Source organism: Salinibacterium sp., assembly GCF_031364185.1.
Classification (GTDB): Bacteria; Actinomycetota; Actinomycetes; order Actinomycetales; family Microbacteriaceae; genus Rhodoglobus.
This window is the reverse complement of sequence record NZ_JANLVV010000141.1, coordinates 13,117-30,803: the sequence shown is the minus strand read 5'-3', so window position 1 is coordinate 30,803 and position 17,687 is coordinate 13,117. Positions and strand designations below refer to the sequence as shown.

The window sequence follows — 17,687 nt, the reverse complement described above, 5'->3', positions numbered from 1 at the left end:
CGATTCGGTGCTGATCACCGACTTCGACGGAATCGCGGTGGAGGCCGAGGAGTTCGATATCGCCTGGGATGCTTCCGCGTCGGAGAAGGGCGGCTGGTCGAGCTTCATGGCGAAAGAGATCAGCGAAGAACCCGAGGCTGTGGCCAACACCATCCTGGGGCGCGTGCACGATGGCCTTATCGCTCTTAAGGAGCTCGACCCGATCGGTGACGTTGCCCTCGCCGGAATCGACCGCATCGTCATCGTGGCCTGCGGCACGGCCGCCTATGCCGGAATGCTCGGCAAGTATGCGATCGAGGAGTGGTCTCGAATTCCCGTGGATGTCGAACTGTCGCACGAGTTCCGCTACCGCAATCCCATCATCACCGATCGAACTCTGGTGATCTCGATCAGCCAGTCCGGTGAGACCATGGACACCCTCATGGCCGTGCAGCACGCGACGAAGGCGGGAGCTCGGGTGCTCTCGATCTGCAACACGCAGGGCGCGACCATCCCACGCGAGTCACATGCGGTCGTCTATACGCACGCCGGCCCGGAGGTTGCGGTCGCCTCGACCAAGGCATTCCTCGCCCAGGTTACCGCGCTCTACCTTGTCGGCCTGCACCTGGCGAAGGTACGCGGCACTCAAACCGACGAGCAAATCCGCGAGAATGTGGTGGAGTTGCAGGCCATACCCGACAAGATCTCGGAGGTGCTGAGTGTGTCGCAAGCCGAAATCGGCCAGCTGGCGCACTGGATGACCGACACCCAGTCCGTGCTCTTTCTCGGCCGTAACGTGGGATACCCGGTAGCTCTCGAGGGTGCACTCAAGCTCAAAGAGCTGGCGTACATCCACGCCGAAGGATTTGCCGCCGGCGAGCTGAAACACGGCCCGATCGCCCTGATCGAGCCGGGCCAGGTGGTGATCGTGGTGGTGCCGAGCCCGCGCGACCCGCAGTCGCTTCATCCCAAGGTCGTCTCCAACATCCAGGAGATCCGCGCGCGCGGTGCCAGGGTGATCGCGATCGCCGAGAAGGGGGATGCCGCCGTGTTGCCGTTTGCCGACGAGGTCATTCCGATCCCCCTCGCAGGTTCTCTGTTCGAGCCGTTCCTGGCCGTCGTGCCACTTCATATCTTCGGGATGGAGCTGGCTGCGGCAAAGGGGCTGGATGTGGACCAGCCGCGAAATCTGGCCAAGTCTGTGACCGTCGAGTAACGCGTTCGGGTAGGTAAACATGATCGTCGGCATCGGCGTTGACCTGGTGGATATTGCCCGCTTCGAACGCGGACTTCTTCGTACTCCCACGCTGCAGTCGCGTTTGTTCGCTGAGAGCGAACAGATGAAGGACGGCAAGCCAATGCCGCTTCGATCCCTCGCGGGCAGGTTCGCCGCCAAGGAAGCACTCATCAAGGCGCTGGGCGACTCGACCGGCGTCACCTGGCACGACATGAGAGTGGTATCTGACGCTCTGGGCAATCCCGGCTTCGACCTCAGAGACTCGACCCAGGCGATTGCCGAGTCGAAGGGCATCACCGCCATCCACCTGTCGATGAGCCACGATGCGGGCGTTGCCATCGCGTACGTGATCGTTGAGTCGTCGCCATGATGCGCGAAGCGCTCGTCGACCTCGGTGCCATCGAAGCAAACGTCGAGACCCTCCGCAGGGCCGTCGGCGGAGTTCGCACGATGGTAATCGTCAAGGCCAATGGATACGGTCACGGCGCCGCCCCCGCCGCGCGCGCCGCGGTGCTGGGCGGCGCCGACTGGCTCGGTGTCGTCGATATTGACGAGGCCCTGCAGCTACGTTCCGCGGGTATCGACACCCCAATGCTCGCCTGGCTTCACGATCCCGCCCAGGACTTCGACGAGGCGGTGGCCGCGCGGGTCGACCTCGGAGTGAGCTACCTCGCGCAGCTTGACCGGGTGGCCGCGGCATCCGGAGTCGCGCAGGTGCACCTCAAGGTCGATACCGGGCTGGGTCGAAATGGCGCGGCGCCGCGGGATTGGGCGGCATTCTTCGAGGCCGCGGCCGCCCACCAGCGAGCCGGACGCATCGTGGTTCGGGGAATTTTCAGCCACCTGGCCGGCGCCGGAATGGATGGCGACGCCGCACAGGTGCTGCTATTCGAGGACGCGCTGGCCGTCGCCGGGTCGTTCGGAGTCGAACCCGAGCTGGCCCACATCGCCGCCACGGGAGCCGCGCTGACGTTACCCGGCTCCAGATTCGACCTGGTTCGGCTCGGGATCGCGGCATACGGGCTATCCCCGTTCGATGACACGCACACGACAGCGCTGGGGCTGATCCCGGCGATGCGGCTCAGCGGAACGATCGTCTCCGTCAAGCGAGTCACCGCGGGCACCGGCGTCTCCTATGGCCACGACTACGTGGCACCCCGCGACACCACGCTCGCGCTGGTGCCGCTGGGCTACGCCGACGGCATCCCTCGCCTGGGATCGGGGGCGGGCCCCGTGAGCATCAACGGGATCACCTACACGGTGGCGGGACGGGTTGCCATGGACCAGGTGGTTGTCGACGTCGGGGATGACGCCGTCGCGGTGGGGGATCGAGCAATCTTTTTCGGCGACCCTGCCACAGGCGTGCCCTCCGTGGGGGAGTGGGCCGAGGCATCCGGCACCATCAATTACGAGATCGTGACGCGCATTGGCCCTCGCGTGACGCGCAGGTACACGCCGTGAACACGCGGTCGACCGTCATCGAAACTCCAGAATTGATGGCCCGGCTGGGGGCGACGATCGCGGCAGAGTTGGTCGCGGGCGACCTCCTGCTGCTCAACGGTGAGCTTGGCGCCGGCAAGACGACGCTGACCAGGGGCATCGGGGAGGCCCTCGGCGTGCGCGGGGCCGTGACCAGTCCCACGTTCGTGCTCGCCCGGACGCATGCGCGGCTGGCAGGCCCGGCACTCGTGCACGTCGATGCGTACCGGCTGGGGAGCGCACGGGAACTTGATGACCTCGACATCGACTACGAGGCATCCATCGTGGTGGTCGAGTGGGGTGCCGGGATGCTCGATGGCGTTGCCGAATCGTGGCTCGAGATCGACATAGACCGCCCACACGGCGGCGACATCGAGGCCGAGGTCGAGCCGCGGCAGGTTAGTCTCGCCGGCCATGGGCCGCGCTGGTCGCACTGGGGGTGGTTCGATGCTGCTGGCCATTGATACCTCAGCCGGCACCAGCGTGGCGATTGTCGACCGCGATGCCGGCATCCTGTCCGAGCATTCTTCCGATGACACGCGCCGGCATGCCGAGGTAATCGGCACCCTCATCGCGGCCTGCCTGGCGGATTCAGGCACCGCCGTTTCCGCCCTGTCGGGAGTGGTCGCTGGCATGGGCCCCGGCCCGTTCACGGGGCTTCGGGTCGGGATCGCGGCCGCACGCGCGTTCGCCCTGGGGGCCGGCACCACGATAATCCCGATGGTCAGCCACGACGCAATTGCCTTCGGGTGCGGTCAACCGACCTTGGTCGCCACCGATGCCCGCAGGCACGAGGTCTACTGGTCGACCTATGCGGGTTCGGATGCCGCAGGCCTCCCGATTCGCACCCACGGCCCGTCCCTGGCCAGGGTCGACGAGCTCGCGGCCACGGTTCCCGCGTTCGGGAGCTACCGGCTGGTGGAGGCCCGCACGGTGTCGGCCGGAGCCCTCGGGATGCTCGCCGAAACTATGCACACTCATGGCCGTAGCTTCTCTGGTGCGTTCGACGGCACGCCCGCGGCGCTGTACCTGCGCTCGCCTGACGTCACCGTGTCGAACGGGCCGAAGCGGGTGACCTCGTGACTTGGCAATTGCGGCGTGCGACCGTCGACGACCTCGACGCCATCATGGCAATCGAGCGCGCCGTGTTCACGACCGACGCGTGGTCGCCCGAGATCATGCGTGCCGAACTTGCCGATCGGCACGGGTACTATCTCGTCGCCTTTCCGCCCGAGAATTCCATGCTCATTGAGGCATATGCGGGGTTGCGCGCGCCGATGCGCGAACCGCAGGCCGACATCCAGACCATTGCCGTGGTCGCTACTGCACGCGGCAGGGGCCTCGGTCGGGTGCTGATGCACCAGCTGATCAGTGAAGCTCGAGATCGAGGCGCCACAGAGGTATTTCTTGAGGTGCGCGCCGACAACCCAGGCGCCCAGGCGCTGTACCGTGATCTTGGCTTCGAGCAGATCGCCGAGCGTCCTAAGTACTACCAGCCTGACGGCGTTGACGCGCTCATCATGCGACTGGCCATCGTCGCACCGAAGGTGGGGCTGGCATGACTAGTCCACTGGTGCTGGGCATAGAGACAAGCTGTGATGAGACGGGAATCGGGATCGTACGAGGCACAACGCTCCTCGCCAACGTGATCTCATCGTCGATGGATGAACACGCCAGATATGGAGGCGTGGTACCCGAGGTGGCCGCGCGAGCGCACCTCGAGGCACTCGTGCCCGCGATCGAGCAGGCGCTCGCCGAAGCGAAAATCGAGCTCGCCGAGTTGGATGCCATCGCGGTGACCAGCGGGCCGGGCCTCGCCGGCGCCCTGATGGTCGGTGTCGGCGCGGCCAAGGCGCTCGCGGTCTCCCTCGACAAGCCGATCTACGCGGTCAATCATCTCGTTGGCCATGTCGGCGCCGACCTCCTCACCGATAGCGAACCGCTCGATTATCCGACCATCGCGCTTCTCGTTTCCGGCGGCCACACTTCGCTCCTGCTGGTGCGCGATCTCGTCTCCGATGTCGAACTCCTCGGCGAGACCATCGACGACGCGGCGGGGGAGGCGTTCGATAAGGTTGCGCGTCTGCTCGGCTTGCCGTACCCGGGCGGTCCGCACATTGACAGGGTTGCCGAAGGTGGCAACCCGACGGCGATCCGATTCCCCCGCGGACTCAGCCAGCCCAAGGACATGCAGAAGCACCGCTACGACTTCTCATTCTCCGGGCTGAAGACCTCGGTGGCGCGCTGGGTTGAGCATCAACAGGATCTTGGAGCGGAGCTGCCGATAGCGGATGTCGCGGCGAGCTTCCGGGAGGCGGTCGTCGATGTGCTGCTGACCAAGGCCGTGGCGGCGTGCAACGACCTCGGTGTTCCGAGACTCCTGCTGGGCGGTGGAGTGGTGGCAAACGCGAGGGTCCGAGAGCTTGCGGCCGAGCGGTGCGGGGCCGCCGGCATCCGGCTTCGCATACCGCCGCTCGCGCTCTGCACCGATAATGGGGCGATGATCGCTGCCCTCGGCGCCCAGTTGATCATGGCCGGTCACGCCCCGTCCACGCTCAGCTTCGGTGCGGACTCGACTCTGCCGGTCACCGTCATCCAGGCGTAACACCGCGGGCGCCCACATTGACACGCCCGCGAGACGCTGCAACGATGGCAACGCCCCCTTGGCACCACCACTAAAAGGAGCTTCACCATGACTGAACCCACCCCGTACTCCGCCCCCCAGCAGCCCTACGCGGCAGGCGGAGCGCCAGCAGCCCCGAAGTGGAATACCCTCGCCATCATCTCCCTTGTCGCCTCGGTCATCGGCATCCATCTCGCCGGGATCATCACTGGTCACATCGCACTCAACCAGATCAAAAAAACGGGAGAGCAAGGTAACGTCCTGGCAATTATTGGCCTGATTGTGGGCTACATCGGAATCGTCGTCGTCGTGATACTCACCATCGTGTGGATCGGTATATTAGTGGCTGCAGGCACGAACGGCTACTCCTCGTACTAGCCAGCTAAGCCACGATTTTTGCGGTTGCCTGCACGCGCGAGCAGGTGGCGCGCCCGCGCGTCTGGCAGTGCTGACACGCATCGACCGAAGGAGTAGTCATGGCAGGCAAGAAGCCCGCGAGCGAAATTCCGCCCGTACCTGTGCCACCGCACGAGATGGTGGCGGGTTTTGAAACACCTGCCGTGGTTCCGGATGCCACGATCCCTCCGCCATTGCCAGCCCCCGTCGAGCCAGCTCCACTGGCCGCATCGCCCGCCGCCGCGCCGCCGGTACCGCTCCCCGTCGCGGCCGAGCCCGCCATCGCGTCACTAGGCGCGGAACACCCAAACCCGTATGCGACACCCGGGCAGTCGCCCGCGTATGGCGCGCCGTCCCCACCGTCCGCAGATGTGCCGACCGCATACGGGCCACCCACGGGCCAGCCCAACCCCTCTGCGGTCGCCGCCGCGGGGCCGCCCCAGACCCTCAGCATCATCTCGATGATCTGCGGCATCGCCGGACTGCTCGGAGCGCTCATCGGACTCGGATTCTTGCTGGCATTGGCGGGCGTAATCACCGGACACATCGCTCAGAGGCGCCAGCCCTGGGCGAAAGGATTCTGGGTGACCGGGCTCATCACCGGCTACGTGGGGGTCGCGATTGGGTTGGCTACCGGCCTATTCGTGATCATCGCCATCCTCGTAGGTATCTCCGCCAGCTCGTAAGAGACCCTATCCGCCAGCTCGCGACCTGCTGGCACGCCCGGATTCCCCGTCGAAAGTGCGCATTCTGCGGTTACGCCCACGACGATAGCCACATTTTGTGCACAGTCGATGGAAGTAACGCCCGCAAGTCCGCGGTCAGACTGCTGTTACTCGCTCCACCAGCAGCGCCCGACGCTGTGCTGCTACCCGGGTGAGAATAAGGGTGCCGCTCGCGTCGCCCTTCGGGGCCAGCGCCATGCGAAACTGGGCAGGGTCGATGTCGACTCCGCGCTTCTTTATCTCCAAGGATCCAATTCCGCGCGATGCGATCTCACGCTTCAGGGTCCGCTTATCGAGGGGAAACTCTTCGATAACGCGGAAGCAGCTGGCGAACGGTGTCATGTGGGCCGTGTCGGAGGTCACATACGCGATGGACTGGTCGAGCATCCGGCCACCGATCGTGCGCGCCAGATCGCCAATGAGCCTGGCCCGGATGACCGCGCCATCGGGCTCGTACACGAATTCGCCGAGCTCCCCTGGGTCGACATCCGCGCTGTCGTCGGCCGCTGTCAGCTCTGCGGTTCCTGAATCGCTGATCACGAGTGCGGCGCGGCGCACTCCCGGCCGGGCCACTGCGCCGAACCAGAGCCCGAGTTCGACCACGTCACGGTCGACCGACACCCACTGCGCCTCCGCCGAATCAGGGATCAGCTCCCGATCGATGCCCGGCCCCAGTTTGATGCCCGTCGGATACAGCTCCGCCAGCCCGAATGCGAAGTCGAGGGATGGCGACCAGTCGCCAGGGTCCCTCAGCCTGCGGGCGCCGTCACGTCGGGCCGGGTCGAGGTAGATGCCGTCGACTCCGGCGAGGTCGACCTCCTCCGCTGCCGCGTGTTCGACTCGCGCGTTAGACCACGGCGCCAGGTTGTACGCGGCGATTGCCGCTGTTACCTCGTCGCGTTCCACGGCGGTCACTTCCAGGTCGAGTGCGGCGATGGCAAGCGCGTCGGAGCCGATACCGGAGCCGAGATCGGCCACCCACTTCACGCCCGCATCCGAGAATCGACCCGCATGGTGTGCCGCAACGCCCAGCCGGGTCGCCTGCTCGAGCCCGGCCTCGGTGAACAGCATGCGGTCCGCGAACGACCCGAATTTTGCCTGCGCTCTGTGGCGTAGCCGGGCTTGGTTGAGCACAGCGGCAACCAGGCCAGCAGGGTGGCCGGCCTTACGCAGTTCAGACACCGTCCGCACCACATCGGCGGTCGAGTCAAACGGCGGCAGGGAGTCGAGAAGTCGCAGCCCTTCGATGGAGAAGAGTTCGCGAAGCTCGGTCTGATCCATTCCTTCACGGTAGCGGTGAACCGCCGATAGTTCGGAACGAAGTGGATTGTTCTGGCACTCACGTTGATCGAGTGCCAACGAGGCCTTATAGTTGGCTTGGCACTCTCACAGGGAGTGTGCCAACCCAAGTTTTCTAGAAAGCAGAGGTCAACCGTGTCGGTGTCCATCAAGCCGCTCGAAGATCGAATCGTCATCAGGCAGGTAGAGGCAGAAACGACCACCGCGTCGGGTCTTGTCATTCCTGACACCGCGAAGGAGAAGCCCCAGGAGGGCGAGGTCGTCGCTGTGGGCCCCGGCCGCATTGACGATAACGGCAACCGCGTTCCGCTCGATATCGCAGTCGGTGACAAGGTCATCTACTCCAAGTACGGCGGCACCGAGGTCAAGTACGGGGGCGAAGACCTGCTTGTGCTGTCGGCTCGCGACGTACTGGCGGTCGTAGTCCGCTAGATCAGACCTAAGGGCTGCCTTCGGGCAAGTCCTGCCAAAAGACCCCGTGGCCCTGCCACGGGGTCTTTTGCGTACCTGCGCCCACCTAGGCTGGACCAGTGCTGCCTACCACCGTCATGGATGATCGGGTGTCACGACCCGGGCTCGCATTCGCGATCGGCTCATACGTTCTCTGGGGCTTTCTGCCCGTGCTGTTTGTGTCGCTGCAGCCCGCCGGAGCCATCGAGATCGTGGCCTGGCGCATCGTGCTGTCCCTGCTGTTCTGCGCGATCCTGATCACACTGACCCGTGGATGGCCGCGGTTGCTCGCCATCCTGCGTGATCGAGCCACCATGGTCGCCCTCGCGCTCGCCGGGGTGCTCATCCTCGTGAACTGGCTGGTTTATGTGTTCGCGAGCGTCTCGGGGCATGTCGTTGAGGCATCCCTCGGATATTTCACCAACCCGATCGTGACGGTGCTCCTGGGCGTCGTCGTGCTGCGGGAGAAACTTCGCGCCCTGCAGTGGGTGGCGATCGGAGTCAGTTCGGTGGCGGTGCTCATTCTCGCGATCGGGTACGGCTCGTTCCCGTGGATCGCACTCACCCTGGCCTTCAGTTTCGGCATCTACGGCCTGGTCAAGAAGCGCGTGGGGCCGAGAGCTGACGCCATCAGCGGACTCACGATCGAAACGGCTGTGCTTGCCCCACTCGCCGCCGTCGCTCTCATCGTCGTCGGCGCGACGGGCGGCCTCACCATTGGCTCTGAGGGCCCTGCGCATACCGCGCTGATGCTCGGCCTTGGTGTGGCCACGGCGGTGCCGCTCATCCTGTTCGCGGCGGCATCACGTCGGCTCCCGTTGACGTACATGGGGCTCGTGCAGTACATCGCGCCCATCATGCAGTTGTTGATTGGCGTGGTCGTGCTGGGTGAGGAGATGCCACCGCAGCGATGGCTCGGGTTCGGGATCGTATGGCTGGCCCTCGCCATCCTGACTGTCGATATGTTCATCCACTCCGGGCGGCAGCGCCGTGCCACCGCGCGCTGACGCAGTCGAGTGGCACCGCCGACACGCACTTCGGGCACGTTTTCTTCCCGGGCGGGCCAGATAACGGAATGTAACGATCTGGCGGTGTTACAGCCCTGTAACCCCACCGTATTGCGAATAGGGACGCGTCCGAATATCTTGACAGGACAGCTCTGCTCTGCGGAGCTGCGTCCCACCACATTTCAATTGCAAGGAGCAACATGAGCGTATTCGTGAAGGCAACGGCCTCGCGCTCGCGGCCCCTCAAGTCGATTCTCGGTGGCGCTGCCATCGTCGGCGTGAGTGCCCTCGTCCTCAGCGGCTGTGCCGCACCGGCCGACACCGGCGGCGGAGCATCGGCTGGCCCCCGTGAGCCCATCGCCCTCAAGATCGGCACGATCCTCCCGCAGAGTGGAACCCTCGCGTTCCTCGGCCCGCCCGAGGAAGCTGGTGTAGCGCTCGCCGTCAAGGAAATAAATGCCGCGAATCTCGACATCACCGTTGATGTCCAGTACCGCGACTCGGGTGACACCACCACGGACACCGCAACCGTGTCCGTCACTGACCTTCTCTCACAGAACGTCACAGCGATCGTCGGTGCTGCATCTTCCGGCGTGTCGAAGACTGTCATCGACCAGATTACGGGAGCCGGCGTGATCCAATTCTCGCCGGCCAACACCTCGATCGACTTCTCTGACTATGCCGACGACGGGCTGTACTGGCGCACAGCGCCATCGGACGTTCTGCAGGGTGAGGTACTCGGTAACCTGATCGCAGACGACGGCGCAGCCAACGTGGGCATCATCGAGCTCAATGACTCCTACGGAACCGGTCTCGCCAAGTCCCTGAAGGAAAACTTCGAGGCTGCTGGCGGCAAAGTAGTTGCAGAGTCTCTCTACAACACGGGCGAAACAGTGTTCACCACACAGGTCGCAGAGATCACTGCTGCCAACCCTGACGCAGTTGCCCTCATCACCTTCGAAGAGGCAAAGGTCATCGTCCCGGCCCTTCGCGGCGCCGGCTACGCCGGTCCGCTTTACCTCGTCGACGGTAACCTTGCCGATTACAGCGCGGACTTTGCTGCGGGCACCCTCAAGGGCGCGAAGGGCACGCTACCCGGCCTCGACACTGCCAAGCTCGGAGACTTCACCGATCGCCTGCTCAAGGTCGACCCGAGTCTGAAGGACTACAGCTACGCTGCCGAGTCCTACGACGCGGTCGTGCTCATTGCGCTAGCGGCTCTCGCGGCCAACTCCGTTGACGGAAAGACCGTCGCGGCGAAGCTGCAGGAAGTCTCGGGCGGTTCCGGCAAGGGCACGAAGTGCACGACCTTCGAGGAGTGCGCAAAAATCATCATCGATGGTGGAGTCGCCGACTATGACGGCAACTCCGGGCCGATCTCGTTTGACAAGAACGGTGACCCTACCGAGGCGACAATCGGCATCTACCAGTACGACGACGCGAATAAGTACAGCCGCATCAACTAACTGACGCGAACTAACAGAAGGGCCTCGACTTCGGTCGGGGCCCTTCTGTGTGCCGCGGATCAGGCAAGTACGACACGATGTGATGCCAGCCCACAGTTGCGGCTACTCCTCGCCGAGCGTGCCCAGGTAGAGCGAGATCACCTTGGGATCATTGAGCAGTTCGCGCCCAGTGCCGGTGTACGAGTCGCGGCCCTGGTCGAGCACGTAGCCCCTGTCACAAATCTGGAGGCACCGGCGCGCATTCTGCTCGACCATAATCGTCGTGACCCCGGCCCTGTTGATCTCCTTGACTCGCAGGAACGCCTCGTCCTGGCGCACTGGCGACAGGCCGGCGGAGGGTTCATCCAGAAGCAGGATGTGCGGTCCCATCATCAGCGCCCGACTCATGGCCACCATCTGACGTTCTCCCCCGGAGAGCGAACCCGCTCGCTGGCCGAGGCGCTTGCCCAGCTCAGGGAAAATCTCCGTGACGAAGGCGAGTCGTTCCTTGATGCCCTTCGGCTTTTGGAACAGCCCCATCTCGAGGTTCTCGCGAATTGTCAACGTGGGAAAGACGTTGTTGGTTTGCGGCACGAAACCGACTCCCTTAGAGACGAGCTTATTCGCCTTGAGCCCGGTGATGTTCTCACCCTGCAGGAGGACGTCGCCGTCGCGTACCTTGACCAGACCGAAAATTGCCTTCAGCAGGGTGGACTTTCCCGCACCGTTCGGCCCGATGATGCCGATGAGCTCGCCCTGGTTGGCGATGAGAGAGCAGGAGTTTAGGATGTTGACGCCCGGTAGGTAGCCGGCTGTGACCTTCCTGACCTCGACGACGGGTGAACCGACCGGCGTCGCGGCAGGTGAGGTTTCAGGACTTGTCGTCGTCATCGAGCAGCTCCTTGATCGCGTGCACATTTTCGTCCTCGGTCATGCCGAGATCCTGGTCATGGTGACTTCCCAAATAGGCATCAATCACAGCGGGATTCGTCATCACAAGATCTGGCGGGCCCTCGGCGACGATTCGACCTTCGGCCATCACAATCACCCAGTCGGCAATGTGGCGCACCATCTGCATGTCGTGTTCAACGAACAGCACCGTCATGCCCTGGGTCTTCAGGTCGAGGATGTGGTCGAGCAATGACTGGGTCAGCGCGGGGTTGACGCCGGCCATGGGCTCATCAAGCATGACCAGGGCGGGATCGCTCATGAGGGCACGTGCCATCTCGAGTAGCTTCCGCTGGCCGCCAGAGAGGCTTGCCGCGTAGTCTTCCGATTTGGTATCGAGTTTGAATTTGGCGAGAAGATCCATGGCTTTCGCCTCGATCTCGGCCTCCTGCTTGCGCCACAGGAACGGCAGAAGAGCGCGGAACATGTTCTCGCCCTGCTGGCCCTTGGCCCCGAGCTTCATGTTATCGAGCACGCTCAGAAGGCTCAGCGCCTTGGTGAGTTGGAAGGTTCGGACCTGACCGAGCCTGGCTACCTTGAAGGCGGGCACGCCAGCAAGAGAGGTGCCAAGAAATTTCCACTTGCCCGAATCAGGCTTATCAAACCCGGTGAGTAGGTTGAACAGGGTGGTCTTGCCGGCTCCGTTGGGGCCGATCAGCGCAGTGATGGCGTTGCGCGGGATCTCGACGTGGTCGACATCCACTGCGGTGAGACCCCCGAACGACCTCGTCACATTATCGGCGACGATGATCGGATCTGTTTTTGCCACACCGGGCACGATGTCACCGATGTGCAGGTTGACGCTTTTCACGGGTGCGCCTCGCGTGGGCGCGATCTCACTTGACAAAAGCCAGCTCCTTCTTCTTTCCAAAGATGCCCTGTGGTCTGAAGATGACCAAGAGCATCAGCACAACCCCCACCACGATGAAGCGCACCTGGCCGGCCTGCACACTCGACATTCCGGGGAACCAGCCTGCAGCCTGGGCGCGTGCCACAAAACCCGAGACCGCCGACAGCAGAACCCAGAAGATGATGGAACCCGCCACCGGTCCGAGGATCGTCGCCGCACCACCCAGCAGCAGGATGGTGTAAATAAAAAAGGTCAGTGTGGTGGCATAGTTCGCTGGCACCACGGCCCTCGGCAGGATGAAAATCATGCCGGCGAGAGTTCCGAACACTCCGCCTAAGATGAGCGATTGCATTTTATAGAAATACACGTTCTTTCCGAGCGCGCGCACGGCATCCTCATCCTCACGAATGCCCTTGATGACGCGACCCCAGGGGCTGCGCATGAGCTGCCATGCGAGGAGGCAAGCCAGCACCACGATGGTCCATGCGACGATTCGCAACCACCAGTCGTAGGCGTTGTTTTCGAACGGACCAAAGCCGTAGGTCCCATTCGGGATGGGGTTGATGGCGGCGAAAGTTCCCTTATAGCCACTCAGGCCATCGGCGGAGCCCGTGACGGGTTCCAGGGTATTGGTCGTGAAAATTAGTCGCAGGATTTCGGATGCTGCGATCGTGACGATGGCAAGGTAGTCAGCCCGCAGCCTCAGTGTCGGCACACCAAGGATTAGAGCGAAGATCACGGATCCACCGATCCCGACCAGGACGGCTGCCCAAATTGGGAAGTTGAAGGTCAGGGTCGAGATCGCATAGCCGTAGGCACCGATCGCCATGAATCCGGCTTGGCCGAAGTTAATGAGTCCGGTAAATCCGAAATGTATTGCGAGGCCGAGCGCAGCGAGCGCGTAGGCAGCCGTGGTGGGGCTGATCAGCTCGATCGCCGCGTTTGACAGTATTTGGAGGAAGTCAACGCCCATAGCTTGCCCTAACCGATTCTCTCTTTGCGGCCCAGGATGCCCTGCGGCCGAACCAACAACACCAGAATAAGGATGGCGAGGGCCCCGACGAACTTCATGTCAGAGGGGATGAAGAGCGTAGATACTTCGACAAACATGCCCACCACCAGCGATCCGACCAGGGCCCCGAACGCCGTGCCCAGCCCACCCAGTGTCACCGCGGCGAAAATTAGTAGCAGGATTTGGAATCCCATGTCCCACGACACCCCGGGTCGGTAGAAGGCGAACAGTACCCCGCTGAGGCCGGCGAGCACTCCGCCCACGATCCAGACGATCCGGATCACCCGGTCCACGTCGATTCCGGATGCCGAGGCAAGGCTTGGATTGTCACTGACGGCTCGGGTGGCTTTTCCGATTCGTGTTCGCAGCAGGAAGTAGGCGACCGCCAGGAGTACGACGATGCTGATCACCATGCTGGCGATATCCAGCGGAGAGAGCGAGATGGCACCGAACTTCAGGTCGGCACCGTCTGCACCGGGCAGCTGTCGTGTGCCGCCACCATAGATATATTGGTACGTGTACCTGACGGCGAGCGAGAGTCCGATGCTGACGATCATCATCGGGATCAATCCGACACCCTTTTTGCGCAACGGTCGCCACAGCACGGCATCGAGTGTGAAACCGAAGATTCCGCTGAGCACCAGCGCTCCGATGATCGCGATCCAGATCGGCCATGCCAGGTCGACCGCGAGTGACAGGGTCGCGAGCGCGCCGAAGGTCACCATCTCGGCGTGAGCGAAGTTGTTCAGCCCGGTCGTTCCGAAGATCAGCGAAAGCCCGATGGCAGCCAGAGCGAGCAGCAGCCCGAAGCTCAGCCCGTTAAACACTCGTCCGATGAACTGGTCGAAGAAGCTCGTCGTCACCCTCACTCCCTCACCGAGGAAGAAGTTGACCGACTTGCTGCTCGTAAGCCCGAATTTCGCCTTCACCTCAGCGCCGCCCTCGGCGACGATGACGCCCTTCGGCAGCGTCGACTCGTCGAGGGTGACCGTGTATTCGGTCTTCTCAGGCACGCCGATTTTCCACTTGCCATCAGCGCCAGTCTTCACCTCGGCGCTGTAGCCGCTGCCGGAGACCTTGAGCACAACACCCTCGAGCGGCTTGCCGTTGTACTTGACGTTGCCGCTGAAGACATAGTCGTATTTATCGGTATTGATCTCGTCTGCGTGTGCTGCCCCGCCCCCGACGAAGGTCAGGGCGGCGAGCAGCGCCACGAACATGAGGGCCACCCATCGCCATGGGCGATTAATTGCCGTACCAGTGACTTTCACGGAACCTCCAAGACGGGACCAGCTGGAAGGTGCATCCTGCGGGCTCTGGCGCATCGTCGACTGTGACGATACGTACCAAATGTGTCCCCTGTGTTTCCACAGAGCACATATCGGGGTCAGGCCATTATGCGGGGTGGAATACCTCACGGTCCAACCGGTTAATATTGGGTACCGGCATTCAGCGCGGCATCCCGGTCTCAATTGCTCCCCAGTAAGGCAACTCATGGACCAGCCTGACCCTTTCGGCTTCATCGGCCTCACCTACGACGACGTGATGCTGCTTCCCGGGCACACCGACGTCATTCCGAGTGAGGCTGACACCAGCTCCCGACTGACCAGGCGCATCAGGGTGGCGTCTCCGCTGTTGTCTGCGGCGATGGACAGCGTGACGGAGTCGCGCATGGCAATCGCGATGGCGCGCAACGGCGGCATCGGCATCCTGCACAGGAATCTCTCCATCGAAGACCAGGCGGCCCATGTCGACAAGGTCAAGCGCAGCGAATCCGGCATGATTACCAACCCGGTGACGACGACGCCGGATGCCACGGTCGCCGAGGTCGACGCGCTCTGTGGGCAGTTCCGCATCTCGGGTGTGCCCGTGGTCGAGACTGACGGCACGCTCGTCGGCATCATCACCAACCGTGACATGCGATTCGTGTCGCCGTTTGAGAAAGCGACAACCCTGGTGCGCGACGTGATGACCAGAACGCCGCTGATCACCGCCCCAATTGGGGTCGATCCGGACTCGGCCATTGCCATTTTCGCCCAGCACAAAATCGAGAAGCTGCCGCTCGTGGATTCCGCGGGCAGACTGACCGGGCTTATTACGGTCAAAGATTTCGAGAAGACCGAGAAATACCCCCATGCGACTAAGGATGACGGGGGGCGCCTGCGCGTGGGCGCCGCAATCGGCTTCTTCGGTGACTCCTGGGAGCGCGCAGGTCAGCTGCGCGACGCCGGGGTTGATGTGATCGTGGTCGATACCGCGAACGGTGACTCTGCCGGGGTGCTCGACATCATCCGGCGCATCAAAGGTGACACCGCATTCAACGCGATCGACGTCATCGGGGGCAACGTCGCAACGCGCTCCGGTGCGCAGGCACTGATCGATGCCGGCGCTGACGCCGTGAAGGTGGGGGTCGGGCCGGGCTCGATCTGTACCACGCGTGTGGTGGCTGGTGTGGGTGTTCCGCAGGTGACGGCCGTGTACGAGGCATCGCTCGCGGCGCGCGAAACCGACGTGCCGGTGATCGCGGATGGCGGCCTGCAGTACTCCGGCGACATCGCGAAAGCTCTGGTGGCAGGGGCCGAAACGGTCATGCTCGGCTCGCTCCTGGCCGGAACCGACGAGAGCCCCGGAGACCTCATCTTCGTCAACGGCAAACAGTTCAAAAGCTATCGCGGCATGGGTTCGCTGGGGGCGCTGCAGACCCGTGGAAAGAAGACCTCGTACTCGCGCGACCGATACTTCCAGGCCGACGTGCCCTCTGACGAGCAGCTCATCGCCGAGGGGATTGAGGGCCAGGTGCCGTATCGCGGCCCCGTGTCGTCGGTCGTGTACCAGCTGCTCGGAGGGCTTCGCCAGTCGATGTTCTACACGGGGGCGCGCACCATCGACGAACTGCGCGTCAAGGGACGGTTCGTTCGCATCACCGCCGCCGGGCTAAAGGAATCGCACCCGCACGACATCCAGATGGTGGTCGAGGCGCCCAACTACCGCGGGTAGCCGCGCGGCCGGCCCTGCGGCGGGAGTTGCCACACGGTCGGCGGGAGATAGTCGCGGTTGGCGGGAGTAGCGAGTCCCGCCGAGTGTAGTTCTCCCCCTCCACAGGTGGTGGCGAGCGCTGGTCCGCGCCGAAATCGTGAGCGCTTCACCGCGGCGCGATGGAAACGTGGATGCTCGGCGCATGACCTTCGAAGCACTCGAGCACGACGATCTTCTGTTCACGGTCGACCTCGCGCGAAGGGGCCTAGGGCCTCGCGAGATCGACCACGCACTGGGGCGTCGACAACTTCTTCGCCTCCGGAGAGGCGCTTTTGTTCGCCCCGAGGTGTGGGCATCAGCGTCCGCTGCCGGTCAACACATCCTTCGGATCACGGCTGTCACCGCCGCAGCGCGCACACGTTTGGTCTTTGCGCGCACCTCGGCGGCCGCGCTGTGGGGGATGCCGCTCAACGACTTTCCGGAGGCGGTAGTCGTTCTCGATCGGTGGCGTGGTGGTGGTCGCTCCGAGCCCGGCGTGATTCGAACTGCGCGTGGCGCTACAACGGCGCAGCTGGCGGTGCGCCACGGCTACGAATGCACGACCCTCGCCAGGACTGTCCTCGACGTATGTCGCGGGCTTACGTTTCTCAGTGCGGTTCCGCTGCTCGATTGGTGCCTCTGGGAGCGGAATCCTCTCGCGGTGACCAAGGAGGAACTGGTCGGCGAGGCATCCTCAATGAAAGTATCACCAGCGCTCTGGCGCGGCATCGACTTCGCAACTCCCCTTTCGGGATCAATCGGCGAATCGGAAGCGAGAGGAACAATGCACCAACTCGGCTATCCCCGACCGCAACTGCAGCGCAAGTTCGTTGATGCTGAGGGCGCGATGTTCCCAGATTTCTACTTCGAGGATGACGACGCTGCCGTCGAGTTTGACGGCAGGATCAAATACACCCGCGACGAGTACACGAAGGGCGATCCGGCTGAGGTGGTGTGGCAGGAGAAGAAGCGCGAGGATCGGCTCAGGCGGCAGGTGCGCACGGTCGTACGGATCCTCACCGAGGACGTGCGAACGCCACGCCTCCTGCATCGCAAGCTAAGCGAAGCCGGAATACGCAGATTTGGTGGCGGGAGTTAACAACAGACGGCGGGAGTAGCGAGTCCCGCCGTGAGCGGTTACCTCCCGCCGCAGCGGGGACTGCTCCCGCCAACGGGGAAGGGCGGCGGGGAAGGGCGGCGGGGAAGGGCGGCGGGGAAGGGC

The 17,687-nt window shown here is 63.5% G+C and carries 19 protein-coding genes; 14 read left to right on the top strand and 5 right to left on the bottom strand.

Going from position 1 to position 17,687, the window contains the following annotated elements:
• The 9 genes from glmS to RMN95_RS06360 all read left to right on the top strand — a co-directional run.
• Window positions 1-1,195 (top strand): glutamine--fructose-6-phosphate transaminase (isomerizing) (gene glmS / locus RMN95_RS06400; RefSeq protein WP_309616108.1); only part of this gene is annotated, 1,195 nt, incomplete at its 5' end.
• A 19-nt stretch (window positions 1,196-1,214) separates the two neighbouring features.
• A complete protein-coding gene (locus tag RMN95_RS06395) occupies window positions 1,215-1,586 on the top strand; it encodes a holo-ACP synthase (protein ID WP_309616107.1) in 372 nt (123 codons plus the stop codon).
• Window positions 1,583-2,677 (top strand): alanine racemase, encoded by a 1,095-nt coding sequence (gene alr / locus RMN95_RS06390; protein WP_309616106.1) that lies wholly within the window; start codon window positions 1,583-1,585, stop codon window positions 2,675-2,677. The genes RMN95_RS06395 and alr overlap by 4 nt, the downstream gene beginning before the upstream one ends.
• Before the next feature lie 35 nt (window positions 2,678-2,712).
• Complete coding sequence (gene tsaE / locus RMN95_RS06385; RefSeq protein WP_309616110.1) at window positions 2,713-3,159, top strand: tRNA (adenosine(37)-N6)-threonylcarbamoyltransferase complex ATPase subunit type 1 TsaE; 447 nt, start codon at window positions 2,713-2,715, stop codon at window positions 3,157-3,159.
• Window positions 3,143-3,778 carry a tRNA (adenosine(37)-N6)-threonylcarbamoyltransferase complex dimerization subunit type 1 TsaB gene (gene tsaB, locus RMN95_RS06380; protein WP_309616105.1) on the top strand — a complete coding sequence of 212 codons (636 nt, stop codon included), beginning with the start codon at window positions 3,143-3,145 and terminating at the stop codon, window positions 3,776-3,778. Before tsaE ends, tsaB begins: the two co-directional genes overlap by 17 nt.
• Window positions 3,775-4,257, top strand: a complete 483-nt coding sequence (gene rimI / locus RMN95_RS06375; RefSeq protein ID WP_309616104.1) for a ribosomal protein S18-alanine N-acetyltransferase — start codon at window positions 3,775-3,777, stop codon at window positions 4,255-4,257. Before tsaB ends, rimI begins: the two co-directional genes overlap by 4 nt.
• On the top strand, window positions 4,254-5,300 hold the full coding sequence (gene tsaD, locus RMN95_RS06370; protein WP_309616103.1) for a tRNA (adenosine(37)-N6)-threonylcarbamoyltransferase complex transferase subunit TsaD: 1,047 nt from the start codon (window positions 4,254-4,256) through the stop codon (window positions 5,298-5,300). The genes rimI and tsaD overlap by 4 nt, the downstream gene beginning before the upstream one ends.
• A gap of 87 nt (window positions 5,301-5,387) precedes the next feature.
• The gene (locus RMN95_RS06365) at window positions 5,388-5,696 is read left to right on the top strand and encodes a DUF4190 domain-containing protein (protein WP_309616102.1); all 309 of its coding nucleotides are present in this window, start codon (window positions 5,388-5,390) and stop codon (window positions 5,694-5,696) included.
• A gap of 98 nt (window positions 5,697-5,794) precedes the next feature.
• Window positions 5,795-6,400 (top strand): hypothetical protein, encoded by a 606-nt coding sequence (locus RMN95_RS06360; RefSeq protein WP_309616101.1) that lies wholly within the window; start codon window positions 5,795-5,797, stop codon window positions 6,398-6,400.
• A 135-nt stretch (window positions 6,401-6,535) separates the two neighbouring features.
• Here RMN95_RS06360 and RMN95_RS06355 read toward each other — a convergent pair whose 3' ends face one another.
• A complete protein-coding gene (locus tag RMN95_RS06355; RefSeq protein ID WP_309616100.1) occupies window positions 6,536-7,720 on the bottom strand; it encodes a THUMP-like domain-containing protein in 1,185 nt (394 codons plus the stop codon).
• 153 nt (window positions 7,721-7,873) lie between these two features.
• Here RMN95_RS06355 and groES point away from each other — a divergent pair, with 153 nt between their 5' ends.
• The 3 genes from groES (at window position 7,874) to RMN95_RS06340 (ending at window position 10,661) form a co-directional block, all read left to right on the top strand.
• The gene (groES, locus tag RMN95_RS06350; protein WP_097060200.1) at window positions 7,874-8,170 is read left to right on the top strand and encodes a co-chaperone GroES; all 297 of its coding nucleotides are present in this window, start codon (window positions 7,874-7,876) and stop codon (window positions 8,168-8,170) included.
• A gap of 98 nt (window positions 8,171-8,268) precedes the next feature.
• Window positions 8,269-9,195: an EamA family transporter RarD gene (gene rarD / locus RMN95_RS06345; protein WP_309616099.1), complete on the top strand. Its 927-nt coding sequence runs from the start codon at window positions 8,269-8,271 to the stop codon at window positions 9,193-9,195.
• 200 nt (window positions 9,196-9,395) lie between these two features.
• Window positions 9,396-10,661 (top strand): ABC transporter substrate-binding protein, encoded by a 1,266-nt coding sequence (locus RMN95_RS06340; protein WP_309616098.1) that lies wholly within the window; start codon window positions 9,396-9,398, stop codon window positions 10,659-10,661.
• A gap of 102 nt (window positions 10,662-10,763) precedes the next feature.
• Here the strand turns inward: RMN95_RS06340 and RMN95_RS06335 are convergent, their stop codons facing one another.
• Genes RMN95_RS06335 through RMN95_RS06320 form a run of 4 tightly spaced genes read right to left on the bottom strand, consistent with a single transcriptional unit; the run spans window position 10,764 to window position 14,670 of the window.
• Window positions 10,764-11,531 carry an ABC transporter ATP-binding protein gene (locus tag RMN95_RS06335; protein ID WP_309616097.1) on the bottom strand — a complete coding sequence of 256 codons (768 nt, stop codon included), beginning with the start codon at window positions 11,529-11,531 and terminating at the stop codon, window positions 10,764-10,766.
• Entirely contained in the window at window positions 11,512-12,399 is an 888-nt protein-coding gene (locus RMN95_RS06330) for an ABC transporter ATP-binding protein (RefSeq protein WP_309616096.1), read from the bottom strand. The genes RMN95_RS06335 and RMN95_RS06330 overlap by 20 nt, the downstream gene beginning before the upstream one ends.
• A 25-nt stretch (window positions 12,400-12,424) precedes the next feature.
• Window positions 12,425-13,411, bottom strand: a complete 987-nt coding sequence (locus RMN95_RS06325) for a branched-chain amino acid ABC transporter permease (protein WP_309616095.1) — start codon at window positions 13,409-13,411, stop codon at window positions 12,425-12,427.
• 8 nt (window positions 13,412-13,419) lie between these two features.
• The gene (locus RMN95_RS06320; protein ID WP_309616109.1) at window positions 13,420-14,670 is read right to left on the bottom strand and encodes an ABC transporter permease subunit; all 1,251 of its coding nucleotides are present in this window, start codon (window positions 14,668-14,670) and stop codon (window positions 13,420-13,422) included.
• Between the two features lie 274 nt (window positions 14,671-14,944).
• Here RMN95_RS06320 and guaB point away from each other — a divergent pair, with 274 nt between their 5' ends.
• Complete coding sequence (guaB, locus tag RMN95_RS06315; RefSeq protein WP_309616094.1) at window positions 14,945-16,447, top strand: IMP dehydrogenase; 1,503 nt, start codon at window positions 14,945-14,947, stop codon at window positions 16,445-16,447.
• Window positions 16,448-16,628: 181 nt separating this feature from the next.
• Window positions 16,629-17,564, top strand: a complete 936-nt coding sequence (locus RMN95_RS06310; RefSeq protein WP_309616093.1) for a hypothetical protein — start codon at window positions 16,629-16,631, stop codon at window positions 17,562-17,564.
• The last annotated feature ends 123 nt before the right edge of the window (window positions 17,565-17,687 follow it).

What these genes read in the sequence shown, in the direction of transcription:
- RMN95_RS06395 (WP_309616107.1), top strand. Translation starts at nt 1,215, where the DNA reads ATGATCGTCGGCATCGGCGTTGACCTGGTGGATATTGCCCGCTTCGAA.
- alr (WP_309616106.1), top strand. Translation starts at nt 1,583, where the DNA reads ATGATGCGCGAAGCGCTCGTCGACCTCGGTGCCATCGAAGCAAACGTC.
- tsaE (WP_309616110.1), top strand. Translation starts at nt 2,713, where the DNA reads ATGGCCCGGCTGGGGGCGACGATCGCGGCAGAGTTGGTCGCGGGCGAC.
- tsaB (WP_309616105.1), top strand. Translation starts at nt 3,143, where the DNA reads ATGCTGCTGGCCATTGATACCTCAGCCGGCACCAGCGTGGCGATTGTC.
- tsaD (WP_309616103.1), top strand. Translation starts at nt 4,254, where the DNA reads ATGACTAGTCCACTGGTGCTGGGCATAGAGACAAGCTGTGATGAGACG.
- RMN95_RS06365 (WP_309616102.1), top strand. Translation starts at nt 5,388, where the DNA reads ATGACTGAACCCACCCCGTACTCCGCCCCCCAGCAGCCCTACGCGGCA.
- RMN95_RS06360 (WP_309616101.1), top strand. Translation starts at nt 5,795, where the DNA reads ATGGCAGGCAAGAAGCCCGCGAGCGAAATTCCGCCCGTACCTGTGCCA.
- RMN95_RS06355 (WP_309616100.1), bottom strand. Translation starts at nt 7,720, where the DNA reads ATGGATCAGACCGAGCTTCGCGAACTCTTCTCCATCGAAGGGCTGCGA.
- RMN95_RS06340 (WP_309616098.1), top strand. Translation starts at nt 9,396, where the DNA reads ATGAGCGTATTCGTGAAGGCAACGGCCTCGCGCTCGCGGCCCCTCAAG.
- RMN95_RS06335 (WP_309616097.1), bottom strand. Translation starts at nt 11,531, where the DNA reads ATGACGACGACAAGTCCTGAAACCTCACCTGCCGCGACGCCGGTCGGT.
- RMN95_RS06325 (WP_309616095.1), bottom strand. Translation starts at nt 13,411, where the DNA reads ATGGGCGTTGACTTCCTCCAAATACTGTCAAACGCGGCGATCGAGCTG.
- RMN95_RS06320 (WP_309616109.1), bottom strand. Translation starts at nt 14,670, where the DNA reads ATGTTCGTGGCGCTGCTCGCCGCCCTGACCTTCGTCGGGGGCGGGGCA.
- guaB (WP_309616094.1), top strand. Translation starts at nt 14,945, where the DNA reads ATGGACCAGCCTGACCCTTTCGGCTTCATCGGCCTCACCTACGACGAC.
- RMN95_RS06310 (WP_309616093.1), top strand. Translation starts at nt 16,629, where the DNA reads ATGACCTTCGAAGCACTCGAGCACGACGATCTTCTGTTCACGGTCGAC.